The sequence below is a fragment of the Dysgonomonas sp. 37-18 genome (genome assembly GCF_001899125.1).
In the GTDB taxonomy this organism is placed as follows: Bacteria; Bacteroidota; Bacteroidia; order Bacteroidales; family Dysgonomonadaceae; genus Dysgonomonas.
On sequence record NZ_MKVC01000017.1, the window covers coordinates 82,381 to 106,693 of the forward strand.

Sequence of the window (24,313 nt, forward strand, 5' to 3'; positions counted from 1 at the left end):
GAAGGTTTTTAATAAGTCCTCATTATTTCTTTAAAATACCATTGCACTTTTCCGAAGTTCTCGAGTGAGATGTATTCATTCTCATTGTGAATTGTACGCTGTTCGTACTGATTTAGTTCTAGTGGTAAAAGACGGTAGATATGATCACTTACAATCTGATATTTGTAGGCATCAGTTCCTCCTATGGTAATGTATGACGTTACTATTGCTTCAGGATATATTTGTGCGATTTTCTCTTTTATCACTTCAAATCCTCTGACGTTTATAGGTGAGATACCCGAAGGTTCGCGTTGAGATATTACTTCTATATTAACATCGTAACCGTTACATATTTTTTTAACATGCTCAATAACGTCGGCAACTGAGTCTCCGGGTAGGATTCGGAAATTTACAGTTACTACTGATTCTGATGACAATACATTCGGTGCATCACTTCCCTTCGCCATTGTAACAGCAGTTGTTGTTCGCACCAGGGCATTCGAAGCCGCAGTTTTCTCCATGGTTTTTAGCAATAATGGTTTCAGGATCCATTGGTTAGCTATTGCCATGCGAGCGAAGAAATTCATTTCATTGCCTATATTATCAAAAAAAGATGCTATCGGAGAAATTATACGTGCCGGAAATTGATTTTCATTTAGTTTTTCTATTATCTCTGCTGCATATATCAACGAACTTTTAGCTGGAGGCATGGAAGAATGCCCGCCAATGCCTTTAACCGTTAGTTGTAAAGTAAGGAAACCTTTCTCGCCAATACCTACGAGAGCCATAGGCTTTTGAATCATCTCCATAGCCGAACCCGAACTTGCGATAATACCACCTTCATCGTAAACAGCGTCGAACCTTAATCCTTTTTGCTTAAAATAGTCTGCAATTTTAAGGGCTCCTTGACGTCCACTTACTTCTTCATCGTGACCGAAAGCGAACCAAATATCTCTTTCCGGTTGAAACCCTTCTGCTATAAGATTATCAGCACCTTCCATGAGAGAAAACAGCATAACCTTCATGTCGAGTGTACCACGGCCATATATGCGTCCATTTGCTACTGCGCCCGAAAATGGAAGATAATCCCATTTGTCAGAAATAGACTGAATAGGAGGTATGGGCTTGTCGTTTATCTGGAAAATGGTATCGCTTGTATCCATTATTGCCGGATTATAGCCAATTACAGGAACCACATCATAATGAGATAGAAATAGTATAGGCTTCAGGCTACTATTTTTTCCTTTCCAATGAAACACCAATCCATATGTATTTATGGTGTCGGTTTCCATTATTCTATACACTTCAGGATATACCTGAGCTAGATATTCTTTAAACTCATCGAAAGGTTTAAAGTTTGTCTGATTATAAGATTCATTACTGATTGTAGGAATTCGTATTCCACCTGCAAAACGACGAATCGCTTTTTCAGAAGGCTTCGTGTTTACGGCTTCTTTATTACTTGAACCATTTGCCGTATTTCCAAATTTATACGTAATAGTTCTTATGATAAAAACAAGGCTAAGAATAGCAATTATGACCAATAAAAAGATGATAATTTTTTTTGCTTCCATATTTTAATTTTTAGGGTGTTGTTTTTATTTGATTATGCAATAATCGATTCTGCTTTGGCCTTCTTGATATTATACCTGTATGCTAAGCAAGCAGTAATAAAATAAACGAAGCATTGTATCCAAAGCGTTATGTATTCAGTTTTGATATCAGCTAATGAGGCTCCCATCGAGTTTACCTTTATATATGCCAAAACGCCGGAAGGAGCGGGGATAATATAGTGTACAGCTTGCCAATACCAGGGCATTAATTCGAGTGGGTAAGATATTCCTGAAAGGAAAACAAGCCCTACTGAAAAGAAAGCTACCATAAGAATAGGGCTTTCAGAATCGGTATAGAAAATAGAACATGTAAATCCAAAGAAACAAGATGCTAAGAAAAATGGGATCAAAAGCGTTATGATTTCCCCAGTATTGCCAATATCGGGTATGCTGAATATTTTCGGTAATAATCCTATCAGGAAGTATGCAAATACGGTATAAAGCATACTGTAAACAAATGTTTTGCTTAATATTACTAAAGCCATATTTCCAAATCTCAAACCGTTTTTTTCATAATAAAGAATAGACTTTTCATGGCGCTCATTTCCTGTTATCATACCTATCACCATCATTAATGTCTGAAATATGATAACAATAAGCACAGCAGGAATAAGGTAACTTCCATATCCTTCTGTATAATTAAACAAATGAGAACCAACGATGTTTACGGTTTGTGATTGTGATATTGCATAAAGTGTTGTTAAGGGAAGGAAAACTACCATGTCGGAGCGGTGACGTGCATCAAGCTCTAGCATTGCACCAACCGTAGCCTCCTGGATGGATGCAAAATTGAGAAAAGCACTCGTATTTCCCATTGCTAAAAACACTGATTGTTGCCCACGTCCCATTCTTGTCTCAAAATCCTGTGGGATATAAATAATACCTACCGTTTCTTGCTTTTTCATCAATTCCTCCGCACTGTTAATATCTGTAGAAAAGCTATGTATCGTTACCTGTGGAGAGGCTTCGAGCAACCTTGTATATTCACGGCTCAAATGTGAGTGAGACATATCTACAATGACTATAGGTGCATTACGAATAAGATTTGGCTGATACATATAGTTGTATAATAACCCGTAAATAAATATACCTCCAATGAGTACCAGCAAGATAGAATAGCTGGTAGCTATCGTTTTAAACTCTCTTATAATATATGTTGATATTATGTTCAATTGTTTTTTCATATTATTCAATGTCTTGATATTTATGACTTAATGTTGCCCTTTTCAAACGAGGTAATATTAGTAGAGCCAATAAAACATATATAAGCAAGATACCTATATGTTGCCATGAATAAGCGAATCCATAGTTGCCGTATAAAATATTCTGATTGATCTCGATAAAATGTCTTATTGGAAAAAGAAACGAAGAGTAATAAACTGGCGGAGGCATAGCAAAAACCGGGAATGTCACACCAGAAAGAGTAGCTCCTAAAGAACCAACCATTGATGCTACACTAATGATGATGCTTAAGGCTGGAAAAAGAGAAAATATAAATACACCGAAAGCCTGCGTGGCAATAATAAATAACGCAGTGATCAGATTGACGAAAAGAAAACTTGCACTCAAGGGTATATTCGATATATTGAACATCACAAAATTACCCAAAATAGCCATAATAATATACATAATCGTATAAGGTAGCAGTTTGCCTGTAACTGCAATAAAAATATTCATATCAGCTGTTTTGAGCCATTCATCAGCCGTTTTAAACTTAATTTCAGATCCTAAAACATACATTGTAACTAATATGATAATTATTTGTAACAGGACAAAAAAGAATGGATTCGTAAGATATATAGAATAGTCTAAGGATGGATTGAATAAAGGATGAGCCTCAAAACTGACAGGTAAGATAATGCTTTCGATTCTGTCTTGATCTGTTCCCGCAGCTGTTCCTGCACCTACCATAGGAGCTAAAGAGACTTCAGCCAGAACAGTTTCGAGTGCGGCTTCCATTTCTACACCTACACTCAAAAGAGCATAATGAATATAATATGGGATAGTAGCATCCCGTTTACCAAGTAGATCAGATTCAAGATTCTTGGGAATAACAACATATGCATATATCTCCTTCTTTACAGTGGCTTCTCTTGCCGCTTTCGGATCCGAATAGTGCTTTGTGATTTTAGCAGTAGGAATAGTACTCAGAGTACGGCTTATTTGTCGCGAAGTTGAAGTCAGATCCATGTCTACAATACCTATTGGTATGTTTTCCATACCTCCCGAGCCAAAGATTGTATTCATAAAGAATATACAAAATAAAGGGAGAATAATACATACTCCAAAGTATAGCCTTCGTGATGTTATTCTTGCCAGCTCTCGTTTGAGAACAAGAAAGAATGCTTTGTTTGTTTTTGCTGTTCTCATCCAAAGGCTTATTTACTCATTGTTACAAGTACCGACATTCCCGGACGAAGGTCAGCAACCTTCTCTCTTGGGCGTGCTTTTATTTCAAAAGTCCTCATATCATACGAGCCGCTCTGTTTCGTAGATTTCCATGTAGCATAACTCCCTAATGGGCTTACATAATATATTTCGAATTCGATTCCTTGCTGATTGATAGATGGAACATCTCCTTTGAATTTTCCTCCCATTCTGAAGTACGGCATGAAGTCTTCCCTTATGTTCAATACTACATAGGCATCGTCAAGTACCACGAGTGACATTATAGGTGTTCCCGGGCCTACTAATTCTCCACGCTTAGGGTAAACAACCGCAATTTGTCCCGATTCAGGCGCAATTAATTTTGTGTCTTCTAAAAGGGAGGCAATCTCCTTTACTGTGCTTTTGGCGGCATTGACTATCGACTTTGAGCTTTCTCTGTCTTGTTTTCTCGCTCCGTCCTTTGCCATTTGGTATTCTTGGTAGGCTGCTCTTTCAGCAGCTTGTGCAGCTTTATATAATGCTACTGTTTCATCAAAACGCTGCACTGTTACTACGCTATCTTTATAAAGCAGTTCGATTCGGTTGTAAGTAGTTTTTGCCAACTCGAGGTCTGACTTTGACTTTTCCCATACCTGACGTACTGTTTCTACAATTTGCTTACGGGGACCTTCCTCTATTTTTTGATTTTCAAAGATCGCTACATTACCCAATGCACTTACCTGATCATATTTTGCTGAGAATTCGGGACTGTTTATAATTACGAGTGTATCTCCTTTCATTACATTTTGCCCTTCTTCTGCATAAAATTTATCGATACGTCCCGGTATTTTTCCTGATATACGGATCTCTGTCGCCTCTATTTGTCCTTGTAGTGTTTCGGGTTTATTTCTCAAAGAAATAATTCCAACAGTAGTGATAACAACTACTAAAATAAGTACCACTACAAATGCTATTGCTATATATTTTTTATTTTTATCCATAACTGTATGATTAATATTTTTTAGTTAGTGTTTTATTTTAAAACCAAGAATGTAACTTTCGTCCTTACCCGATAAGCTGTATTTATGGAATGTTTCAGGTATTCCGCATGCTGCTAATAGATTTATCAGACCCGAATCGAACTGGTAGTAAGCCATTAGAGTTGCTATACGTACTTTTGAAAGTATTAGCTCTGCGTCAATTACTTCGGATGAAGATGTCATACCTTCGATAAATGCTCTTTGACGTGAACGTACAAGCTCCATACTCATCTCCATTGTGGTTTTAAGAGCTGACACATTCACCAAAGCTGATTGGGTTTGATTATAAAACTTATCTACAGTCAGAGTTATATCGTCTACAATCTTTTCCTTCTCAGTTTCTAAAATGACGCTCTTTATTTTTGCTTGCTTTATTCTCTTCTCACGATCCAATCCGTCGAATATATTCCATGAGAAACCAACGCCGACCATTGTTCGTGGGGCTATATTTTTAGGAATTCCGTTCGAATAGAGCGTTTGTTTTCCGAACAATTCTATATTCGGCAAATAAGCTGATTTAGCTATTTTTACTTCGTTTTTCTGAATGTATTGTTGGGTCGTCAATCCGTTAACCAAATGGTTTTTTTCTAGAATAAGATTCTTAAAATATATACTCTCCGGTAGAGATTCGTTAATGAACATGGGTGTGGTAGTGAGGATATTATCTTCTGACTCTATTTTTGTTAGTGTTTTAAAGGTATTTTTTACTATTTCCAAATCTTTCATTGCAATCTCAAGTTCTCTCTTGGTCTCATCCCTGTTTACCTGAAAGAATAGTCTTTCAGCTTTATTTATCATTCCGTTGGCTTCGAGTTTCAATGCATTCTGGTAATGATGTTCCAGTGCATTATATGTTTCTACTTTTACTTCTACTATTCTTTGTCCTAAACGCAAACCATAATAAGCTTCAACTAAAAGGATTTGTTGATCTGCACTTATTTTCTCTTTATTTATTTCAGCAATATCTACCATTAATTTGCCTATTTTCCCGGCATATATTCGTTTTCCTCCCGTGAAAACCGGCATAGTAACAATAGCATCAATACTTGTCATATTCTGTGGTAAAATAGGAACACTGAAAGAACTTTTGCCTAAATTATTAAGGATAGAGGATATAAACTGTTCACTTGGATCAATAGAGTGAATGAAATCTGTAGTCGGATTTGTGAATTGAGATAATGGTTCTTTCACTTCTATATCATTCACCATATGCGTATATGCTCCGGTTGCCATTACTTGTGGGTACCAAAAAGAATTCAGCCGCTGTTGTTCATTTTTAGCCCATTCCATTTCTTTATTTGCAATCTTCAATGTTTTATTGTCTCTGTTCATCAGTTGATATGCCTCTTCAAAGCTTATCTGCCTTTGTCTCTCTTGCGCTGATAAAGAAGCTACTGAAAGAAACAGAAAAATACAAGTGATGATGACTTGGCGTGTAAAAGTTCTTTTGGTATTATAAACTAACTTCATATTAATTGACTATTATAATTTTTAATATTAACTCTTCACATTAATCTTCGTGTTACAAAGGTATAGGGAGTCAACTGTTTATTTATCAGAAGTTTCATTACAAAAATATTAGAATTGAATTCTGGTTTCTAATGTTTTTCTAATACTTGTATAATAGGCTGAAATATGAATTTAAAAGAGTCGTTCGATCGTCTGTGTTATTACCCGAGAATATGTGTATTTAATAATCTGAGCTTGTCTATTATTATCTGTATTATAAAGTAAATATTGTATAAAGGTAAATTGGTTATTTTTCATGTAAAATATATATAGTTAGTTGATAAAGATTAGTATATTTTGTTTTATTTTACTATGTGATTTTCTCAATAAATTCTATCGCCTATGATACGAAGTGGTGGCTATCTTAAAGCACAAAATCAATTATAAAAAACTCAGGTAAATATGTTTTTATATTCGTATTTGATAAACCCTCTATATATAGGTTCTTTTGCAAATCTGGAAGCAAAAGGTTATACAAAACTTTAAATACAGATTATTGTTAATAAATTAATAACATTACGAATGAAAAAGATATTGGTAGTAGAAGATGAACTGAGGATTGCCGAACTTCTTAAAAAAGGGTTGGAAGAATTTGGCTATATTGTTACCTTGGCCTTTGATGGAGAAATGGGAAAACGCCTCGTAAATAATCATATATATGATCTAATAATTACAGATGTAATTCTACCGCATATCAATGGCTTCGAACTCTGTAAGGAGATAAGGGCAGTTCAGCCCGAAATTCCAATTATTATGCTTACGGCTTTAGGCACAACAGATGACAAACTAGATGGTTTTGATTCGGGTGCGGACGATTATATGGTAAAACCATTTGATTTGAGAGAGTTAAATGCTCGTATAAATATTCTGCTAAAAAGAAAAAATGGCGTATCGGCAACGGTTAAAACAGATCATTTAGAATATGCCGATATAAAATTAAATTTAGATAATAAAACCGTAACGAGAGGTGATCGAGAGATGAAACTTACCCCCAAGGAGTTTAACTTGTTGCAATATATGATGCTGAATCCCGAACGTGTACTCTCACGAACTGAAATCTCTGAAAAGGTATGGGATACTCATTTCAATACGGGAACTAATTTCATTGATGTTTATATAAATTACTTAAGGGTGAAGATTGATAAAGGGTTCGATTCGAAACTCATACACACTCGTCCGGGATTAGGTTTTATACTAAAAAGTGAAGAATGAAAATACGCACTAGGATAGCTCTTCGTATTACAGCTGTGATAACTGCTGTAATGTTTGTATTTGTTGCACTCAACTATATTGTATCCACTAGGGTAAGGATGCAGGAATTTTATGTAGATCTGAAAAAGGAAGGTGCTGCAAGAACAGAACTTTTTTTGAAAGCAAAAGTTATCCAGAAAGAATTAGATAAAATAGATGTTTCTATATATGATAGTAATTACAAACTTCTTTATACCGATGCAGATCGTATTTCTAACAGAACACAAGAAATAACAACTATACTAAAAGAGATATTTGATACAAAAGAAGATTATACGAAAAATGAAGGGAAATTCCAGACCATCGGATTTCTCTTTACTCATCAGAATGTAAATTATGCAGTAATTACATCTGGACATGATAACTATGGACAGATCAAAATGCAAAAATTGGTTCTTTACCTTCTTATATTAAGCTTGGTTTCTTTACTTGCGGCATGTGCCCTCGGATACTATCTCGCAAAATCTGTTTTAAAACCGGTAGGAACTATTTCGGATAGAATGAAAGATATAACGGCTAATAAACTCCATTTACGACTGGTAGGATATAATGAGAAAGATGAATTTGGAGAACTTGCAGCATCATTTAATAAAGCATTGGATATAATAGAGACATCCTTTGAATCTCAGAAAATGTTTGTAAGCAATGTATCACATGAACTTCGTACACCTTTGGCAACACTTATAGGAGAAATAGATCTATCATTATTAAAAGAACGTACGGCAGAAGAATATAGAAATACTTTAATAAACTCGCGTCAGGATACAAGTAAACTGATAAAACTGCTTAATGGTTTACTCGATTTGGCAAAAGCCAGTTACGATGAAAACAATATGTCAATGAGTCCCGTAAAGATTGATGAAGCACTCTTAGAGGCAGTAGAATTAGTTTTAAAAGGAAATCCTGAATATGATATTAAGCTTATTTTCAATCAAGGCATTATGGAGAATACAGAACTATCTATTATTGGAAATGAGTATCTTTTAAAGACAGCCTTTGTTAATCTAATGGAGAATAATTGCAAATATTCGCATAATAAAACATCTACTGTTGAAATCTCCCTTATTCACAAAAGAGTTATTTTGCGATTCTCAGATACTGGTATAGGTATTCCTGAGGATGAGATAGAACATCTGTTTACTCCGTTTTTCCGAGGAACTAACAAAAAATATGTACAGGGGAATGGTATCGGCTTAGCTCTGGTAAAAAAAGTAATAGTTCTGCATAAAGGCATAATAAATATTCATTCTGTTGTAAATAAAGGAACCACTTTTACGATTGAATTTACTCTGAACTAAGAATGTTAAAAAGCTTCATTTATGTTAATATAAAATGCAGACTGACTTTTACCTATCCCGTAATCAATTCGAAGATTAGTTTGGTCTTTAACCCTAAAACGATATCCAAGACCAACAGTAGACAAGGTTTCTTTTTTCTTGAAATCGCTTAATTTAGGAAAAACATTTCCTGCACCTGCCCATGCAACCATACCACTTCGTTTGTAAATATGCTGTCTTAATTCGATTTGTGATTCTATGAAATTTTTATCTCTGTATTGTCCTGTATAATATCCACGCATTTGGCTTGCATCTCCCGCTTGAGCCATAAGGTTCCAAGGGACATCCCCCCTGTTGAATTGCCCTCCAAGATCAAAAGCAACGGTAGTTCTCTTATTGAGTTGTTTGTAATATCTGAATGTCACCTCTGTTTTGTTAAAGCCTGAAGTGTTACTAGAAAAATTAGGATAGAATACATCTCCTATTTTTGTATAGATTCCCTTATGAGGTTCAGTAATATTATCTCTGGAATCATAGATTAAAGTCATTCCGGCACCTATAACTGTGATTTTTCTTTTCTCTCCATTCAGCACACTCATGTCATCAAAATATTTGCCCCTTATATCTCGAGCATTTGTCATCAAACCTATCGCAGTATGGTTATCTATTTTCTTGAATAAATTGACTTTTACCTGCATATCCTGTATATTATAATCAGTGTAATCTGAATTTCTTCCTGCATTATAACCAACACCCCAATATTGGGAAGGCGTATCCGAAAAAGAAATATCTGAATCTATCCAATATCTCTTTTTAGGGAAATAAATACTACTGCGTATTCCAAGAGCGTAAGCTCCCGATGAGGTTGTGTTGATATATAAAGATATATTAGACGGATCATTGTCTTTTTCACAATCGTGTAGGCGAAATAGTCCGGAGCCTATAAGCCCCATGCCGACCTTAGTTTCATTCGTATAATAAGGGCCTCCGATTACAGAATAGTTAAAAGATTTGTCTGATGGCGTTTGATCGGATTTTTGTAAATATTGAAAAACTGTATTTTCGATATAACTAATCGCCGGTTTTATAAAGCCTTTATTTTCAACTATAATTGTGTCTTTCTCGTTATTTGTTTGTGCGCTCACTGTTGTTACTACTCCTACAAGTAGAAAAAGTATTGCTTTGTATCGCATATAATTTATTAGGGATTTATTTGTTGGTTTTTTCACGATACAAAAATAGAGTCTCCAGCTTGTTTATTCTTTTTCTTTTCAATTAGAAAGTTATTAAAATTAGATATTCCATTCTAATGATTTTCTGTCTTTTATTAAAATGATATTTAAGGAGTTTTTGTTTGTATAAGGACGGACAATCCCTTTATGAGAGCTTTTCAAATGCTTTTCTACAAAAAAGAAAGCCCCGAATTTTTATATAAGATTCGGGGCTTTTCCAAAATAAGTTATGCTTGAAGAATAATTACATTTCTTTAATATCCGTAATTCTGTCCATTTGGATCCATTGGACTTACTCGGTCTAAATGTTTTTGAGGTATAGGTCTGAATCGGTGGAACGGTTTAACATTCGGTGCAGCAAAAGAATTGCGTTCTTTGAGCATTTTGACAAAGAAATCAGCTCCATTTCTTACTAAATATTCAAAACGATGCAACTCTCCTTCTGTCTCTTTACCGTTTTCGTCAAGGAAGAATACTAATCTTGCATCATCGGTCATAGCACTGATAAAGCCTGCAGTAACTTTCATTTCATCTACTGTCGATTTTTTTCTGTCAGCGTAGTTACCTCCATCATATTTCCAATAATGTGAATATTTGCTTTCACCTTCTTTCCATGCAGCGCGCTCGCGGACAATATTTAGAGCTGCAGCCGAATTTGCATAATCCCCTTTCATCGCCAAAGCTTCAGCTAACAAGATATATGTTTCTCCCAAGCGGTAGCAGAAATAATCCCTAAATCCGGCCTGATCGTTGGTTGATGCTCGACGACTATCCAAATATTTTATTAGAGTAGGGAAAGTATTTGTTATTCCGTCTCTGATACCTCTATTTCCAATCTCGGTTTTTGTAATAGATTGCATTGGTATATACCAGTAAGGTTCCATAGAACGTGCTAAAGCAAGCTTCTCAGAACGAGTTCCACTCTGGAAACGTTTATCCAGATTCTCTACAGAGAATACAATGGCTGTATCGCCTGCCACATAACGAGGAGATCCTTCAGTCTTACCTATCGATGTAGGATCAAAGGTTCCTGCGGCATTCGCGAAAGATTTCCAACTCACATCAGCCGAAGGTGTCTGGTTGGCATAATATACCCATACATGAGACTTATAAAGACGAGAGTCTATCAGTTTACCTTGTTTAGAACTTGCATAATATTGTGGTCCGTATAGTCCGTTATCAGCATACAAGAAAGGTGTTGGAGAAGTCCGTCTCCATCCGCGACCAGTAATTAAATCACGACCTATTCCCATACTGGTACCTCTACTTACACTTTCTGTACCTTTTCCATTTTCTGTAACCATAGGCATACCGTCAGCTTGTGTAGTGAACATCATATGCAGCCAGTTACCGCCATCATTAACTTTGTCAGGAGTCTGGTTATTATAAAAATGGTTGGTTGAAAACTGTATGCTAAAAAGAATTTCAGGGCCTGCATAATCACCCGGAGTAGGGCCTCCTGTCTTAGGATTAAACCTCCATAAGTCAGCATAGTCGGGACTAAGGGTATGATTACTGCCACTTCCTGCACCAGTACCAAAATTACAAACTGCACTTGCATATTTTATAGCCAAATCTAAATCGTCTGTAGTTGCTCCACGATCTTCATTCATTTTAGGGTCAGACTGACTTTGTGTATATTTCTGACAATAGCGGAACATATGCGATTTAGTTAGTAAATGCCCTGCAGCACCTTTACCCACACGACCATAATCACCTGTTACTTTACCTTGCGCATCAGCCCACGGAAGTAAATTCCATGCTTCTGTAGCATCGCTTATGATTTGTGCCCAAATTTCTTTTTGTGGCGAACGTACAAAGTTGAGCTTTGGTGCATCAACAGGCTCTAGTACCAGCGGGCAATCACCGTAGTGTATAGCCAGCACGTAGTAATAATAGGCTCTCAGGAACAATAGCTCACCTTTTCTTATATTCTTGATGTCAGCAGCCATCGTTGTATTCGACTCTATGTATTTTAACCCTAGATTAGCTCTAGCTACGCCATTGTAACAATCTGTCCAAAAGGCAGAGAATGTCTCATTCGAAGGATTCATTGCTGATGTATATAAAGCAAAATCAGTACCTCCGTCTCCCCCTATTGTGTACATATCTGTACCGATCTCCTGAAAGATTATTCCTGATGGAGTATTCGATGTTGAAAACATTCCCCTTCCGTTTTGGTAAGCTGATACAACCAACGCATTAAGTCCTTCGTTGGAATTATAGTAGGTATAATTCGTGTTATATCCTTTTTCTTCCAAAAAATCTGAGCAGGATGCCATAATACATCCAAATATTCCAATTGTAATTATATATTTTAAGGATTTCATGTTTCTTATTATTTAATTGTTAAAATGTTAAATTTACGCCAAACATATAATTTCTCAGGGTTGTAGGTTCACTATAGGATTCGTGTTTGCGAGCATAGTCTCTTGTCGCCTTAACCGAACCTTCAGGGTCGTTGTTTGGATAACTCGTAAATGTGAACGGATTCTGTAATTGTGCGTAAAATCTAGCTTTTTCGACACCAACAATCCTTGTAAGACTCGCCGGTAAAGTATATCCTAATGTAATATCAGATATTCGAACGAAGTCTCCCTTGTTATACCAATAAGCTTCTCTATGCGGTTGGTCAGCATCTCCTTTTGTCGGTTTTCTGAAACTGCTCTGAGTATTTTCAGGTGTCCAGTAGTTTACTACCCGTGTGTTCATACGTCCATCGTGTCCTACTCCTGGATCGCTATAAATTGTATGTCCAAACATTCCATATATAAATATATAAAGGTCGAAATTCTTATAATAGAAATTATTTCCCATACCAAGATTCCATTTTGGCATTTTTTGTCCGCGGAAATCACGGTCTTTTTCATCAATTTTGTAGTTTCCATCCAGATCAACAAAACGTAAATCACCAGGTTTGTAAGAATGGCCGTTTGCATTAAATTTTGCCATTTCTTCCATGTCCTCTTTTGAGTATCCCCAAACGTTTTTAGTATTTACATAATCGTAATATGTATCAACCGGATGTCCAACAAACCACATATTTGCGACATCTTTTTCTAGACCGGATGCTAATTTTACAATTTTTTCCTTATTCATCGAAAACTGTAATGAGGTATTCCATTTGAAGTCTTTTGTTTCAAAGTTCACAGTGGAGATGGCTACTTCAATCCCTTGATTTTCTGTTTCTCCGATATTTGAAAGAATTTGACCAAATCCAGATACTTCAGGTAATGCACGGAACATTAACAAGTCCTTTGTATTTTGCTTGTAAACATCAATGGAACCTGAGATGCGCCCTCTTAATATTCCAAAATCGACTCCGAGGTTGTATTGTCCTGTAGTTTCCCATGTTAAGAGTGGATTAGATAGTGAATTAGGAGCATAACCTATTGCACCGATCTCTCCCCATGTGTAGCGACTACTAGAGATTTGTCCTATAGTTTGATATGGATTAACAGCAGAGTTTCCTGTCTTTCCATAACCTAAACGAAGCTTCAAATTAGAAACTACTGGTATATTATTTTTTATAAACGCTTCATCGGAAATACGCCAAGCAAAAGATGCAGATGGGAATGCAACCCATTTATGACCTTCAGCCAGACGAGAAGAACCATCACTACGGATAGATGCTGTTAACATATAACGATTGTCTTTGAAACCATAGATAGCACGACCCATCCATGACATCATTGACCATTGCGTGTAACCACTTGTAGCAGATTGTGTACTTGCTGTTCCTAGATTGTAGTACCATTGAGACTCAATTGGTAGGCCCACACCGCTTGCAGTAACAGGTTCATCGATTGATTTCTCAACAGATTGTACTCCTGTTAAATTAAGGCTATGTTGCCCAAACGTTTTGTTATAGCTAAGTATGTTCTCAAAGGTCCAACTTCTTTTAAACTCCAGATTTTGATTGGCTCTGGCATGACCAAAACCTTGTTGTGTAGAGGCAGAAGCGTAAAAAGCCTGCTCTTGCCCACTATAATAATTTGTTCCGAAATTAGCTCGATATGATAATCCATTGTCTAATGTTATTTGAGCATATAGGGTTGCATCAATCTGGTTTCTTTTGGTTTTCCCTTGATTTCCGGTAAAGTCATAGAAAGGGTTCCATAGCATACCTTCTCCTGTTGGATGTGGAACTAAACCTAAAGCAGGATCTCCATTTTTTGTAACATCACCTCCATTACCGTAATCACCACTACCGCCCGGAGTATAATAAGGAGTTCCTAATGGGTTCCAGTTTCCTCCAACTCCGGTACCATTAAAATATTCCCAATAAGCAAAGTTTGTAGTAGCTCCCATATTTATGTGTTTACCAAGTTTTTGGTCTACGTTCATACGTAAGGTATATCTTGTTCGAAAGGAGCGTGGGGTAATTCCTTGATTATCCATAAACGATCCGGATAGGAAGATTTTGGTATCCTTACTTCCTCCACGTATACTTATGTTATGATTTTGAGATATTGCCTCATCCCTGTATCCTGCCATTTGCCAGTTGAATCCGCGAAGCATAGATGGGTTATATGTCCCACTTTCCCATGCTTTGCGTACAGACTCAAGTACATATCCAGATTGATCGCGGGTGATATATTCCATTTTTTGATCATATTCCCAATTCGGAGTCATGGATGGGTATGCCGAAGTCGGATCTAAGGTATATCCTCCTTGTCCGTCATAGATATATTTGCGATCGGCTTCTCGTAAATATTCTATATATTCCGCCGCATTTCGCACTTTCCTCATATTATCTATTTTACCAATAGTGATATAACCATTATATTCTACATTCACTTTTCCTTCTTCTCCTTTTTTGGTTGTCACAAGTATAACTCCATTTGCTCCACGAGATCCATATATTGCTGTTGCAGATGCATCTTTTAAAACTTCAATTGAGGCAACATCCGATGGGTTGATTACACTTACACCACTGGCTGATGGTATTCCATCAATGACAAATAAGGGATCATTGGTTGCTTCAATAGAGCGATTCCCTCGTATACGAATCATGGGGTCGGTATTAAGATCTGCTCCCGCAACCATCATCCCTGCCACTTTTCCACGCAGTGCTTCTTGGATCGTTGTTGGTGCTGTAGCAATCAAGTCTTCGGCTTTCACTTGAGATATAGAGCCTGTAAGGTCTCGTTTCTTTTGCACACCATAACCAATAACCACAACTTCGTCTAATCTCTTGTTATTTTCTTTTAAGATAATTTGGATATTGTTTTTGTTCGAAACATCAATTTGTTGTGTTTCCATTCCGATGTATGAGACTATGAGGACTTGCTCTCCCGTGATAAGTTCAATGTTAAATTCCCCATCTGTATTTGTTACAGTTGCATTCGTTGTATTCTTTTGTACAATAGAAACTCCAATGAGTGCCTCTTGAGTTTCATCTAAAACTTTACCATTTATTGTTCTACCTTTTTGCTGTGCTAAAGTCGGTAAACTATATAAAATACCTAATAGTAATATGACTAAAAACGACTTACTCTTGGTTAGAGAAGTAGGTTTATATAAAAATGTATTTTTCATTATAACAATTTTAAGTATTAAAAATTTAATTGTTTTATTAGCAATATCTTCTTTATAAGAAGCTTGATGTTATTTCTTTTTTGTTACATGTTATTTCATAAATATATAATTTAATGTTTTGTATTTTTCATCACTTGTTGTTTTATTCTACAGAAGATTTTAGAATTTGATAGGAATTCTACATAGACTTAGGCTAATCAGTAAAAAAGAAATTTTTATAAAACACTATCGATTTAGATTCTCAAAATAACAGCTTTCAGCCATTATCTTTTTAGGTTAAATTTTCCCAAAGTTCAGTTGTAATAGATTTGATTTTTAACAGCTTTTTCATAATATAAAATATTTTATGACAAAAAGAATCACTCAGCGATAGTTATAAAAACTATACACCAATCGTTATATCCTTCTGAACATAATTCAGATTCCACTATAATATTTATGCAATATATACCGGCGCTTATGCAAAAATACGTTAAACAAATCTAGAAACTAGCATGGATTATTGTTTAATGAAACTATCTTCTATTTATTCAAAATTGTCGCACCGAAATGAATTTTGTCGCATATTATTTAGTTTTTGTCGCACCTAGAGATATTTAATGTTTTTTTAGATAAAAAATGCAATAGGTTATGTGTTAATGTGTTCTAAATTAGTGTTTTATTGTTTGATGGCGTTATTTGACTTTATACTTATTAATATGTTAATAAGGTATCGTATTATCCATAATAGATAAGGAAATTTCTTCTAAAAATAGTATCTTTGTTATAATCTAAATTTAAACCATGAAATACTTATATCTTTTATTTATATTGTCATTGTTCTACCTAAGTAAAGTCTCAGCACAGAATACACATCCTTATAATATGAAAGATTATCGGATGACAGAATTATCTTCAAATCTTATCAATAAAATAATTCAAGATTCTAGCGGTTATATATGGGTCGCTACCGATTATGGACTAAATAAGTATGATGGGATTAAATTTACTCAATATTTGCATATTGAAGGAGATAGTACATCTTTGTTAAGCAATAATGTTAAAACATTAATGATTGATAAGAATGGTATACTATGGATCGGCACTAACAAGGGAATTCAATGTTATAATTCTTTAGAAAATTCATTTAAAACAATTATTTTTCCCGAGAATCTATATCTCCACGTTTCAAATATAATTGAGTTACGTGATGGTCAGATGTGGGTGACGACAGCAGGAACTGGAGTTTTTTCTATTGATAAGGATAACCTGAGAGCAAAACCACTTGACGAAATTACACGGTTGACAGATGATTTTATTGCATATATGTATCAAGATAAACAAAACTATATTTGGTTTGGAATTAATGACAAGGGACTTATCCAAATGAACCCTATTACAAAGAAAACAAAACAATTTACAATCCCTGATATTCCTTCTAACTCTATTATTTGTATGCTCGAAGACGATAATGATAGATTATTAATGAGTACCTCAATATCTGTGAGTTATTTTGATAGAAATAGTCAAAAGTTTATTCCCATAGAATGGGAAGGGCAACCTGGGTATGGCATTACGGATATGACTTTAAGCCATAATGGGAATGTGTTTGTTAGTACTACGACTAAAGGTCAGGGAGTTAAATATATCGATAAGAAAAGTGGAAAATTGCTAACGTATACAAATTCGAGAAACAGCTTGGCTATTAATACAGGAAAGATTCATGCCTTATTAGAGGATCGTGATAAAAATCTTTGGTTGGGTTGTTTTATGAAAGGTTTATTAGTAATACCTAATAAGTCGACCCAATTTAATTTTTGGAATATTGTAAATAATCAAAATCAGCTAGGGAATTTAATTACATCGATATATAAGGATCATGAAGGTTATATTTGGTGCACTGTAGATAGAGTTGGTATCCTTAAATTGAATGATAAAGGGGAAATAATAAAGCAATATACAGAGATCGATGATGCAATATCGATAGTGGAAGATTCAAAAAATAATCTTTGGATTGGTTCTTATAGTAAGGGGCTTGCTAAGTTAGATCGTAAAACAGGTAAATGTAATTTCTTGAATATCCCTTATTATGGCTATATGAAGACAATAAGGGAAGGTAGGGATAATTTACTCTATATATCAACTTTTGGTGCCGGATTTATTCAATATAATCCTCAAACAGGTATTCACAAACAATATAATATGAGGCAGGAGGACCCGCAAAAGGGTAGGCTTGGCAATGATTGGATTACTTCTATCCTATGTGATTCCAAAGGGTTAATATGGTTTGCCCATTATAAAGGGGTGAGTTGTTTTGACCCATCTCAAAACCGTTTTATTCCTATCAAGCATGATAGTATTTTATCAAATCAGATATGTTTGTCTATTATGGAGAGTAACGATGGCAATATATGGCTAGGAACATATAATGGACTTTTCTCTATAGATAGAGCTACTCAGGATATAAAGAATTACACAGTAAAAGATGGGCTGTCGAGTGACGTTATTTGTGGCTTGGCTCAAGACAAAGAGGGGAATATTTGGTGTAGTACCTTTCAGGGTATTAATCAAATAAAAATAAAAGATAATAAAATAATAAACTATTATATAGGAAATGGATTATTTGATAAGATTTATAATAGAGGTGTTTATTTTCAGGGTGCTGATGGGATTATTTATTGGGGAGGGAATAATGGAATAACTTCTTTTTATCCTGAAAATATTATTACACCCAGTTATGAACATGAGATATTGACTACTAATCTGTATGTCCATAATCAGTCTGTGAATATTAATACATTATCAGGAGGGAAGCATATAATCGATTCGGAGATACTATCAGCAAAAGAGTTTAAATTTTCATATGAAGACAACACTTTCACATTCGAATTCTCGACTATGGATTTTATTGACCCGGAGAATATATACTACGAATATAGATTAAAAGAATTAAGTAGCGAGTGGAGTTCAACACTACCGGGAATCAATCAGGTAACATATAATCATCTGAATCCCGGAAAATACACATTAGAGGTTAAGGCCGGTAAATTTGGTGCTTTCTCTCAGCCCAAGCAGTTTTCTATTATTATATCACCTCCCTGGTATAAGAGTACATGGGCATATGCATTTTACTTATTTCTCATTCTTATTTTTGGAGTATTGATCGTGAATCTTATTCGGAAGAAGAGAAATGAACAGATAAATGAATCGAAGCTTCAGTTTTTTATTAACATCTCCCATGAGATAAGATCTCCTCTTACTCTGATAATAAGTCCTATGGAAAAACTTCTGAAAAGTAATTTCGATACAGAAACCATGTAAACTTTGCAAAATATGCATCGTAATGCAAACCGAATATTGGGGCTTGTGAATCAATTGCTCGATATAAGAAAGCTGGATAAAGGACAAATGAAGTTGAGGTTTAGTAAGACTGATATGGTTGGTTTCATAAAGGAGTTGTTTGACGTTTTTGAATACCAATCAGTGAGGAGAAATATTCAGTTTACCTTTCAACATCAAGATGACAACTTAGAAGTGTGGATTGACCGGAATAACTTCGACAAAATATTGATGAATATATTATCAAATGCGTTCAAGTATACTCCTGATGGTGGAGAAATAAATGTATCATTAGCCACAGGAGTCGATAACAGTGTTTGGGGGCCACTTCAGAAATACATCGAGATATCAATCGTTGATTCAGGCATAGGCCTAGAAGAAGGGAAGATAGAAAAAATATTTGATAGGTTCTATCAAGGACAAAATCAGGAGACGTTCACTACTGTAGGGTCGGGAATAGGATTAAACCTTGCTCGGACATTGGTGCTATTACATTATGGTGCTATTACAGCTAAGAACAGAGAGGGTACTACAGGAAGTTGTTTTACAATTCGCATCCCTTTAGGAAATCTGCATTTGAGAAAGGATGAGATTGCAGATCAGACATCAGACAGTCGTCCGTTGTTGAACCAAAGGAACTTTATGGAAAATGTTGTAAATGAAAAATCCGAAACGTATAGACGAAGAACAAATTATAAAATTCTAATAATCGATGATGAAGAAGAAATAAGAGATTTTCTTTCTCAAGAATTGGGTGAGTTGTTTAAAGTAATTACTGCTGTTGATGGTGTTGATGGGTTACAAGTTGCTATAGATCGACTGCCCGATTTAATTATTTCTGATGTAATGATGCCCAATATGGATGGTTTAAATTTGGTGAAAAGACTTAAAAACAATAATAATGTAAGCCATATACCTATTATTCTTCTAACATCAAAAGCTGAATACCAAGACCGTATACAGGGCTTAGATAGAGGAGCAGATGCCTATTTGTCCAAACCATTTAATATAGAAGAACTAATCGTCACTATAAATAATCTGATTTTAAATCGCAGGCTACTTAAAGGAAAATTTTCGGGAGCTCAGGATCAAGAAGATAAAATAAAACCGATCGACTTCAAATCAGGCGATGATATCTTAATGGAACGTGTTGTTACGGTCATAAATGAGAACATAAGTAATACCGAACTCAATGTAAATATGCTGGCATCTCAAGTTGGCCTTAGTCGGTCGCAGCTACATCGACGGATGAAAGATATGACCGGTATATCGCCTGTAGACTTTATTAAGAATATTCGGCTCAAGCAAGCTGCGAATCTTCTTAGAGAAAAGAAAATGGATGTGTCCTTAGTTGCATATTCCGTAGGATTTACGAATCAATCGTATTTCTCCACAATGTTTAAAAAACTATATGGCATTTCTCCTACTGAGTATATAATGAAAGCTCAGGATGAAGATGATGCAAAAAAATAGAATTAATATGAACCTCAAGAATTATCTTGAGGTTTATTTTTGCTATCAAATAAGAGTTTTACAGGCCTTTTGAAATTTAGTTTGCTAATTTATTTAACTGTAAGTAGATATGCGAAAAAAGTGACAAAGGTGACAAAAGTAACAGGTTATTGTATATATTTCCTTGTTACTTTCTCATTCGACCAATTCATATATAGATAAATAATCCTGCCAAGAATAACACTGGCAGGATTAAATCTCAAGTTCATTTATATATATAGAGAATCTGACTAGAACAACAAGAATTTATGTCATAGCAAAATCATCTATTCTCCAAACATCCAATAGTCGAAATTGAATAAAGAGTGAGGTTCTTTGCCTTTAAACACAAAGTATACATCATGAATATCTTTTGTGTTTTTAACAGCTGTTTCCACTAAGCTCCAATTATCCCATTCTCCGGTATATGGCGCGTGCAAAGTACCGACCAGTTGTCCGTCAATATTATCAAGTCGTATTTCAATAGTTCCACCATGATATCTACTTGATACTGATGCGGAAAATCGTGAAGCTCCTTTATTTCCGAAATCAACGTCCCGTACTTTAATATAATCTCCATTATGTATGGAGGTTACATAAACACCGATTTTCTCATTCTCTTCTATCGATATACCTTCACTCCAAGCCATCGTTTCTGCTTCAGTTCTTTTATAAGGATTCAATTTGTTAACACCCTTCATGATACCCTCTTTGGTCATTTTCATCTCAGGGAGAGATCCATCCTCATTATAGGAGAATTGCTCTACACATACAGAACGGCAATAGCTATGGCCTCCGGGCAGGGCATCATTGTGATAAAAGAAGTATGAATTTCCCTTATAATCAATGATTCCGGGATGATTGGTATTACTGCCCCCTTCCAAAGGCATTACACAACCTTTATATTCCCACGGACCTGTCGGATTTTTACTTACTGTATAATGGAGCGACTCAGGGAACCCCGATGCATAGATCATATAATACAAACCTTGACGTTTATAGACCCATGGCGCTTCGGTAAAGCCTGGTCCAAAGATAGACTTGTCTTTAGCATCGAGAGCGGTAATGTCACCATCAAGCGAAATCATGTCATTATTAAGTTTAGCCCAATAACATACGCCATTACCCCAATACAAATAAGCTTGTCCATCATCATCTATAAAGACAGAAGGATCCAGATCATCCCATGCATGTTTAGCATGGCGAGTCATATCATTAGTCACTAACGCCTTCCCCAAAGTGTCTTTAAATGGCCCATAAGGGCTATCCGAAGAGGCTACTCCTACAGCAACTCCCGGAAAGAACTTGTTCATTGATGAGATATACCAATAAAACTTACCATTCCTATAAATACATTGTGCCGCACTTGCATCACCTACCGACCAAATAAAATCACTTGTTCTCAAGGGTGTTTTATGTGCTGTCCAGTTTACCATATCTATGGTTGAAAATAATTGGTAATCCCTCATTAAATAACCATTTGGCGGAGCATCCTTTTCGTCATGGCCCACATATAAAAACAATGTATCATTATAGACCATCGGTGCCGGGTCTGCGGTATACATTGTTTGTATAATCGGATTTTGAGCCTTTAAATTAAATAAAGGCAAGTTGATCAAGATCAATAATAAGCAGAGACGTATAATTCTTTTTTTATTCATATTATTCTGTCATATAAATATTTAAACTCCACTGTAAGCACTAAACCCACCATCGACAGGAAGCACTACTCCGGTTATAAAACTAGCTTCATCACTGCATAGAAACTGTACAACTCCGTTTAGTTCTGTAATATCTCCGAAACGTCCCATTGGGGTTTTAGCCAATACCTTTTTACTTCTCTCTGTTAAAGAACCGTCAGGATTGATAAGTACAGCCCGGTTTTGGTCTCCGATAAAAAATCCCGGAGCAATCGCATTTACCCTAATCTTATCTCCATATTTCAGAGCCATTTCAGTAGCCATCCACTGTGTGAAGTTACTTATTGCTGCTTTTGCTGCCGAATAGCCGGGAACACGACTTATTGCAGAATATGCAGCCATGGAAGAGACATTTATAATATTTCCACTTCCTTGTTCAGCCATAACTTTTGAAAATATCAGAGTTGGAAAAACTGTACCGTCCATATTGAGTTTTATAACTTTTTCCCAATCCGTTGTTTTCATTGTATAAAAATCCTGATCAGGAACTAATGTTGCTCCCGGAACATTACCACCTGCTGTATTAACGAGAATATCTAATTTGCCATATATGCTGAGTATCTTTTCTCGGCTTTCTATCAGCTGATTTTCATCCATCACATCGCATTTGATGAATAAAGATTTACCTCCATTTTCATTAATTTCCTTAACAAGAGCATTTCCTTTATCGTCGTTACGTCCTAGTATTACAACATCTGCTCCTTGTTCTGCAAGGTGTCTGGAGATACTGCCACCTAATACTCCGTATCCTCCTGTTACAATCGCAACTTTACCTTCTATACAAAAGAGATTCTGTTTTGTTTTTGTATTAATATCTGTCATCTGTTCAATTCGTTTTTTATGGTTTCTATTACTCCATCCATCTGTGCTAGAGCATACATGCGTCCGTACAATGAGTAACCCGGATTATAACCTTTATCAGCATCATCGAGCATTAGTCTGCCATGATCTACTCTCATGGGCAGTAACGGATTTTCTTTTTCAAAAATACGCACCAATTCGATTAGATGTCCCCGCCCTTCCAGATGTGGTGCTTCGATAAAATTGCCATCCGAAAGGATATTTGTACTTCTTAAATGTACGAAGCGTGTACGAGATACAAACTGGCGAGCCAATTCCGGAACATTATTGTGTATTCCGGAACTTAGCGATCCTGCACAAAATGTGATTCCATTATGTGGGTTGTTAACAGCATTTAATATCCATTCAATATCTTCTCTGTTAGAAACAATACGAGGTAAACCCAATACCGGATATGGCGGATCGTCTGGATGAATACACATATTAATACCGTATTCGTCACAGACAGGCATTATTCGTTCTAAAAAGTATTTTAAGTTTTCTCTTAATGCTTTTTGATCTATCCCATTGTACAATGCTAGAAGTGTTTTAAAAATAGCAACAGGATTTTTATCCCCGTCCTTTATATTACCATTGATAAAACCCTGTGTCTTTACAATGATAGTGTCTATCAACTGTTCTTTTTCATGTTCTGTTATAATCTTATCCAGTTGGTAGACCTTATCCATTTCTTCTTTTGAGTAATCCTCTTTTGCACCTTCCCGTTTAAGGATCATGCAATCAAAGTAAGCGAAGCGTGTCTTATCAAAATAAAGAGAGAAAGTACCGTCAGACCATGGGTACATGAGATCTGTACGAATCCAGTCTATAACGGGCATAAAATTGTAACAAACAGTCTTAATACCCACTTCTCCAAGGTTTTTGAGGCTTGTAATATAATTATCTATCAGTAAGTCTCTATTATCTCCTCCATATTTAATGGCTTCGCTAACAGGCAGGCTTTCTACAACAGACCAGTACAGCCCGGCTTCTTTTATATAGTTATCCAGATCGTTGATTGCTTCTGACGACCACACTTCACCGTTCGGTATATCATGCAATGCGGTAACAATCCCTTCTACTCCGATTTGCCTCAACATAGGCAGCGTAATCTTATCTTTTTTCCCGAACCACCTCCATGTCTTTTTCATTTTC

At 35.7% G+C, this 24,313-nt stretch carries 15 protein-coding genes; 4 read left to right on the top strand and 11 right to left on the bottom strand.

Going from position 1 to position 24,313, the window contains the following annotated elements:
• Window positions 1-8: 8 nt before the first annotated feature.
• The 5 genes from BGO84_RS06695 to BGO84_RS06715 are packed head-to-tail and all read right to left on the bottom strand — an operon-like array spanning window position 9 to window position 6,469.
• Window positions 9-1,553: a M20/M25/M40 family metallo-hydrolase gene (locus tag BGO84_RS06695; RefSeq protein ID WP_291028569.1), complete on the bottom strand. Its 1,545-nt coding sequence runs from the start codon at window positions 1,551-1,553 to the stop codon at window positions 9-11.
• Window positions 1,554-1,585: 32 nt separating this feature from the next.
• Window positions 1,586-2,776, bottom strand: coding sequence for an ABC transporter permease (locus BGO84_RS06700; RefSeq protein ID WP_291028570.1), 1,191 nt, complete (start codon window positions 2,774-2,776; stop codon window positions 1,586-1,588).
• 1 nt (window position 2,777) lies between these two features.
• The gene (locus BGO84_RS06705) at window positions 2,778-3,962 is read right to left on the bottom strand and encodes an ABC transporter permease (RefSeq protein WP_291028571.1); all 1,185 of its coding nucleotides are present in this window, start codon (window positions 3,960-3,962) and stop codon (window positions 2,778-2,780) included.
• 8 nt (window positions 3,963-3,970) lie between these two features.
• A complete protein-coding gene (locus BGO84_RS06710; protein WP_291028572.1) occupies window positions 3,971-4,960 on the bottom strand; it encodes an efflux RND transporter periplasmic adaptor subunit in 990 nt (329 codons plus the stop codon).
• Window positions 4,961-4,984: 24 nt separating this feature from the next.
• Window positions 4,985-6,469, bottom strand: a complete 1,485-nt coding sequence (locus BGO84_RS06715; RefSeq protein ID WP_291028573.1) for a TolC family protein — start codon at window positions 6,467-6,469, stop codon at window positions 4,985-4,987.
• 561 nt (window positions 6,470-7,030) lie between these two features.
• Between BGO84_RS06715 and BGO84_RS06720 the strand changes: the two genes are divergently transcribed.
• Both BGO84_RS06720 and BGO84_RS06725 read left to right on the top strand, forming a co-directional pair.
• On the top strand, window positions 7,031-7,720 hold the full coding sequence (locus BGO84_RS06720) for a response regulator transcription factor (protein WP_135104225.1): 690 nt from the start codon (window positions 7,031-7,033) through the stop codon (window positions 7,718-7,720).
• Entirely contained in the window at window positions 7,717-9,057 is a 1,341-nt protein-coding gene (locus BGO84_RS06725; protein WP_291028574.1) for an ATP-binding protein, read from the top strand. The genes BGO84_RS06720 and BGO84_RS06725 overlap by 4 nt, the downstream gene beginning before the upstream one ends.
• Window positions 9,058-9,062: 5 nt before the next feature.
• Here BGO84_RS06725 and BGO84_RS06730 read toward each other — a convergent pair whose 3' ends face one another.
• The 3 genes from BGO84_RS06730 to BGO84_RS06740 form a co-directional block, all read right to left on the bottom strand.
• Complete coding sequence (locus tag BGO84_RS06730) at window positions 9,063-10,229, bottom strand: BamA/TamA family outer membrane protein (protein WP_291028575.1); 1,167 nt, start codon at window positions 10,227-10,229, stop codon at window positions 9,063-9,065.
• Between the two features lie 293 nt (window positions 10,230-10,522).
• On the bottom strand, window positions 10,523-12,598 hold the full coding sequence (locus BGO84_RS06735) for a RagB/SusD family nutrient uptake outer membrane protein (RefSeq protein WP_291028576.1): 2,076 nt from the start codon (window positions 12,596-12,598) through the stop codon (window positions 10,523-10,525).
• Window positions 12,599-12,617: 19 nt separating this feature from the next.
• The gene (locus BGO84_RS06740; protein WP_291028577.1) at window positions 12,618-15,809 is read right to left on the bottom strand and encodes a TonB-dependent receptor; all 3,192 of its coding nucleotides are present in this window, start codon (window positions 15,807-15,809) and stop codon (window positions 12,618-12,620) included.
• Between the two features lie 783 nt (window positions 15,810-16,592).
• Here BGO84_RS06740 and BGO84_RS06745 point away from each other — a divergent pair.
• Together BGO84_RS06745 and BGO84_RS06750 are read left to right on the top strand one after the other, a co-directional pair.
• Entirely contained in the window at window positions 16,593-19,109 is a 2,517-nt protein-coding gene (locus BGO84_RS06745; RefSeq protein ID WP_291028578.1) for a two-component regulator propeller domain-containing protein, read from the top strand.
• 12 nt (window positions 19,110-19,121) lie between these two features.
• Window positions 19,122-20,600 carry a response regulator gene (locus BGO84_RS06750; protein ID WP_291028579.1) on the top strand — a complete coding sequence of 493 codons (1,479 nt, stop codon included), beginning with the start codon at window positions 19,122-19,124 and terminating at the stop codon, window positions 20,598-20,600.
• A 305-nt stretch (window positions 20,601-20,905) separates the two neighbouring features.
• Here BGO84_RS06750 and BGO84_RS06755 read toward each other — a convergent pair whose 3' ends face one another.
• The 3 genes from BGO84_RS06755 to uxuA are packed head-to-tail and all read right to left on the bottom strand — an operon-like array spanning window position 20,906 to window position 24,309.
• Window positions 20,906-22,279, bottom strand: coding sequence for a glycoside hydrolase family 43 protein (locus BGO84_RS06755; protein ID WP_291028580.1), 1,374 nt, complete (start codon window positions 22,277-22,279; stop codon window positions 20,906-20,908).
• 21 nt (window positions 22,280-22,300) lie between these two features.
• Window positions 22,301-23,140, bottom strand: a complete 840-nt coding sequence (locus BGO84_RS06760; protein ID WP_291028581.1) for an SDR family oxidoreductase — start codon at window positions 23,138-23,140, stop codon at window positions 22,301-22,303.
• Window positions 23,137-24,309, bottom strand: coding sequence for a mannonate dehydratase (gene uxuA / locus BGO84_RS06765; protein ID WP_291028582.1), 1,173 nt, complete (start codon window positions 24,307-24,309; stop codon window positions 23,137-23,139). Before uxuA ends, BGO84_RS06760 begins: the two co-directional genes overlap by 4 nt.
• Window positions 24,310-24,313 lie beyond the last annotated feature (4 nt).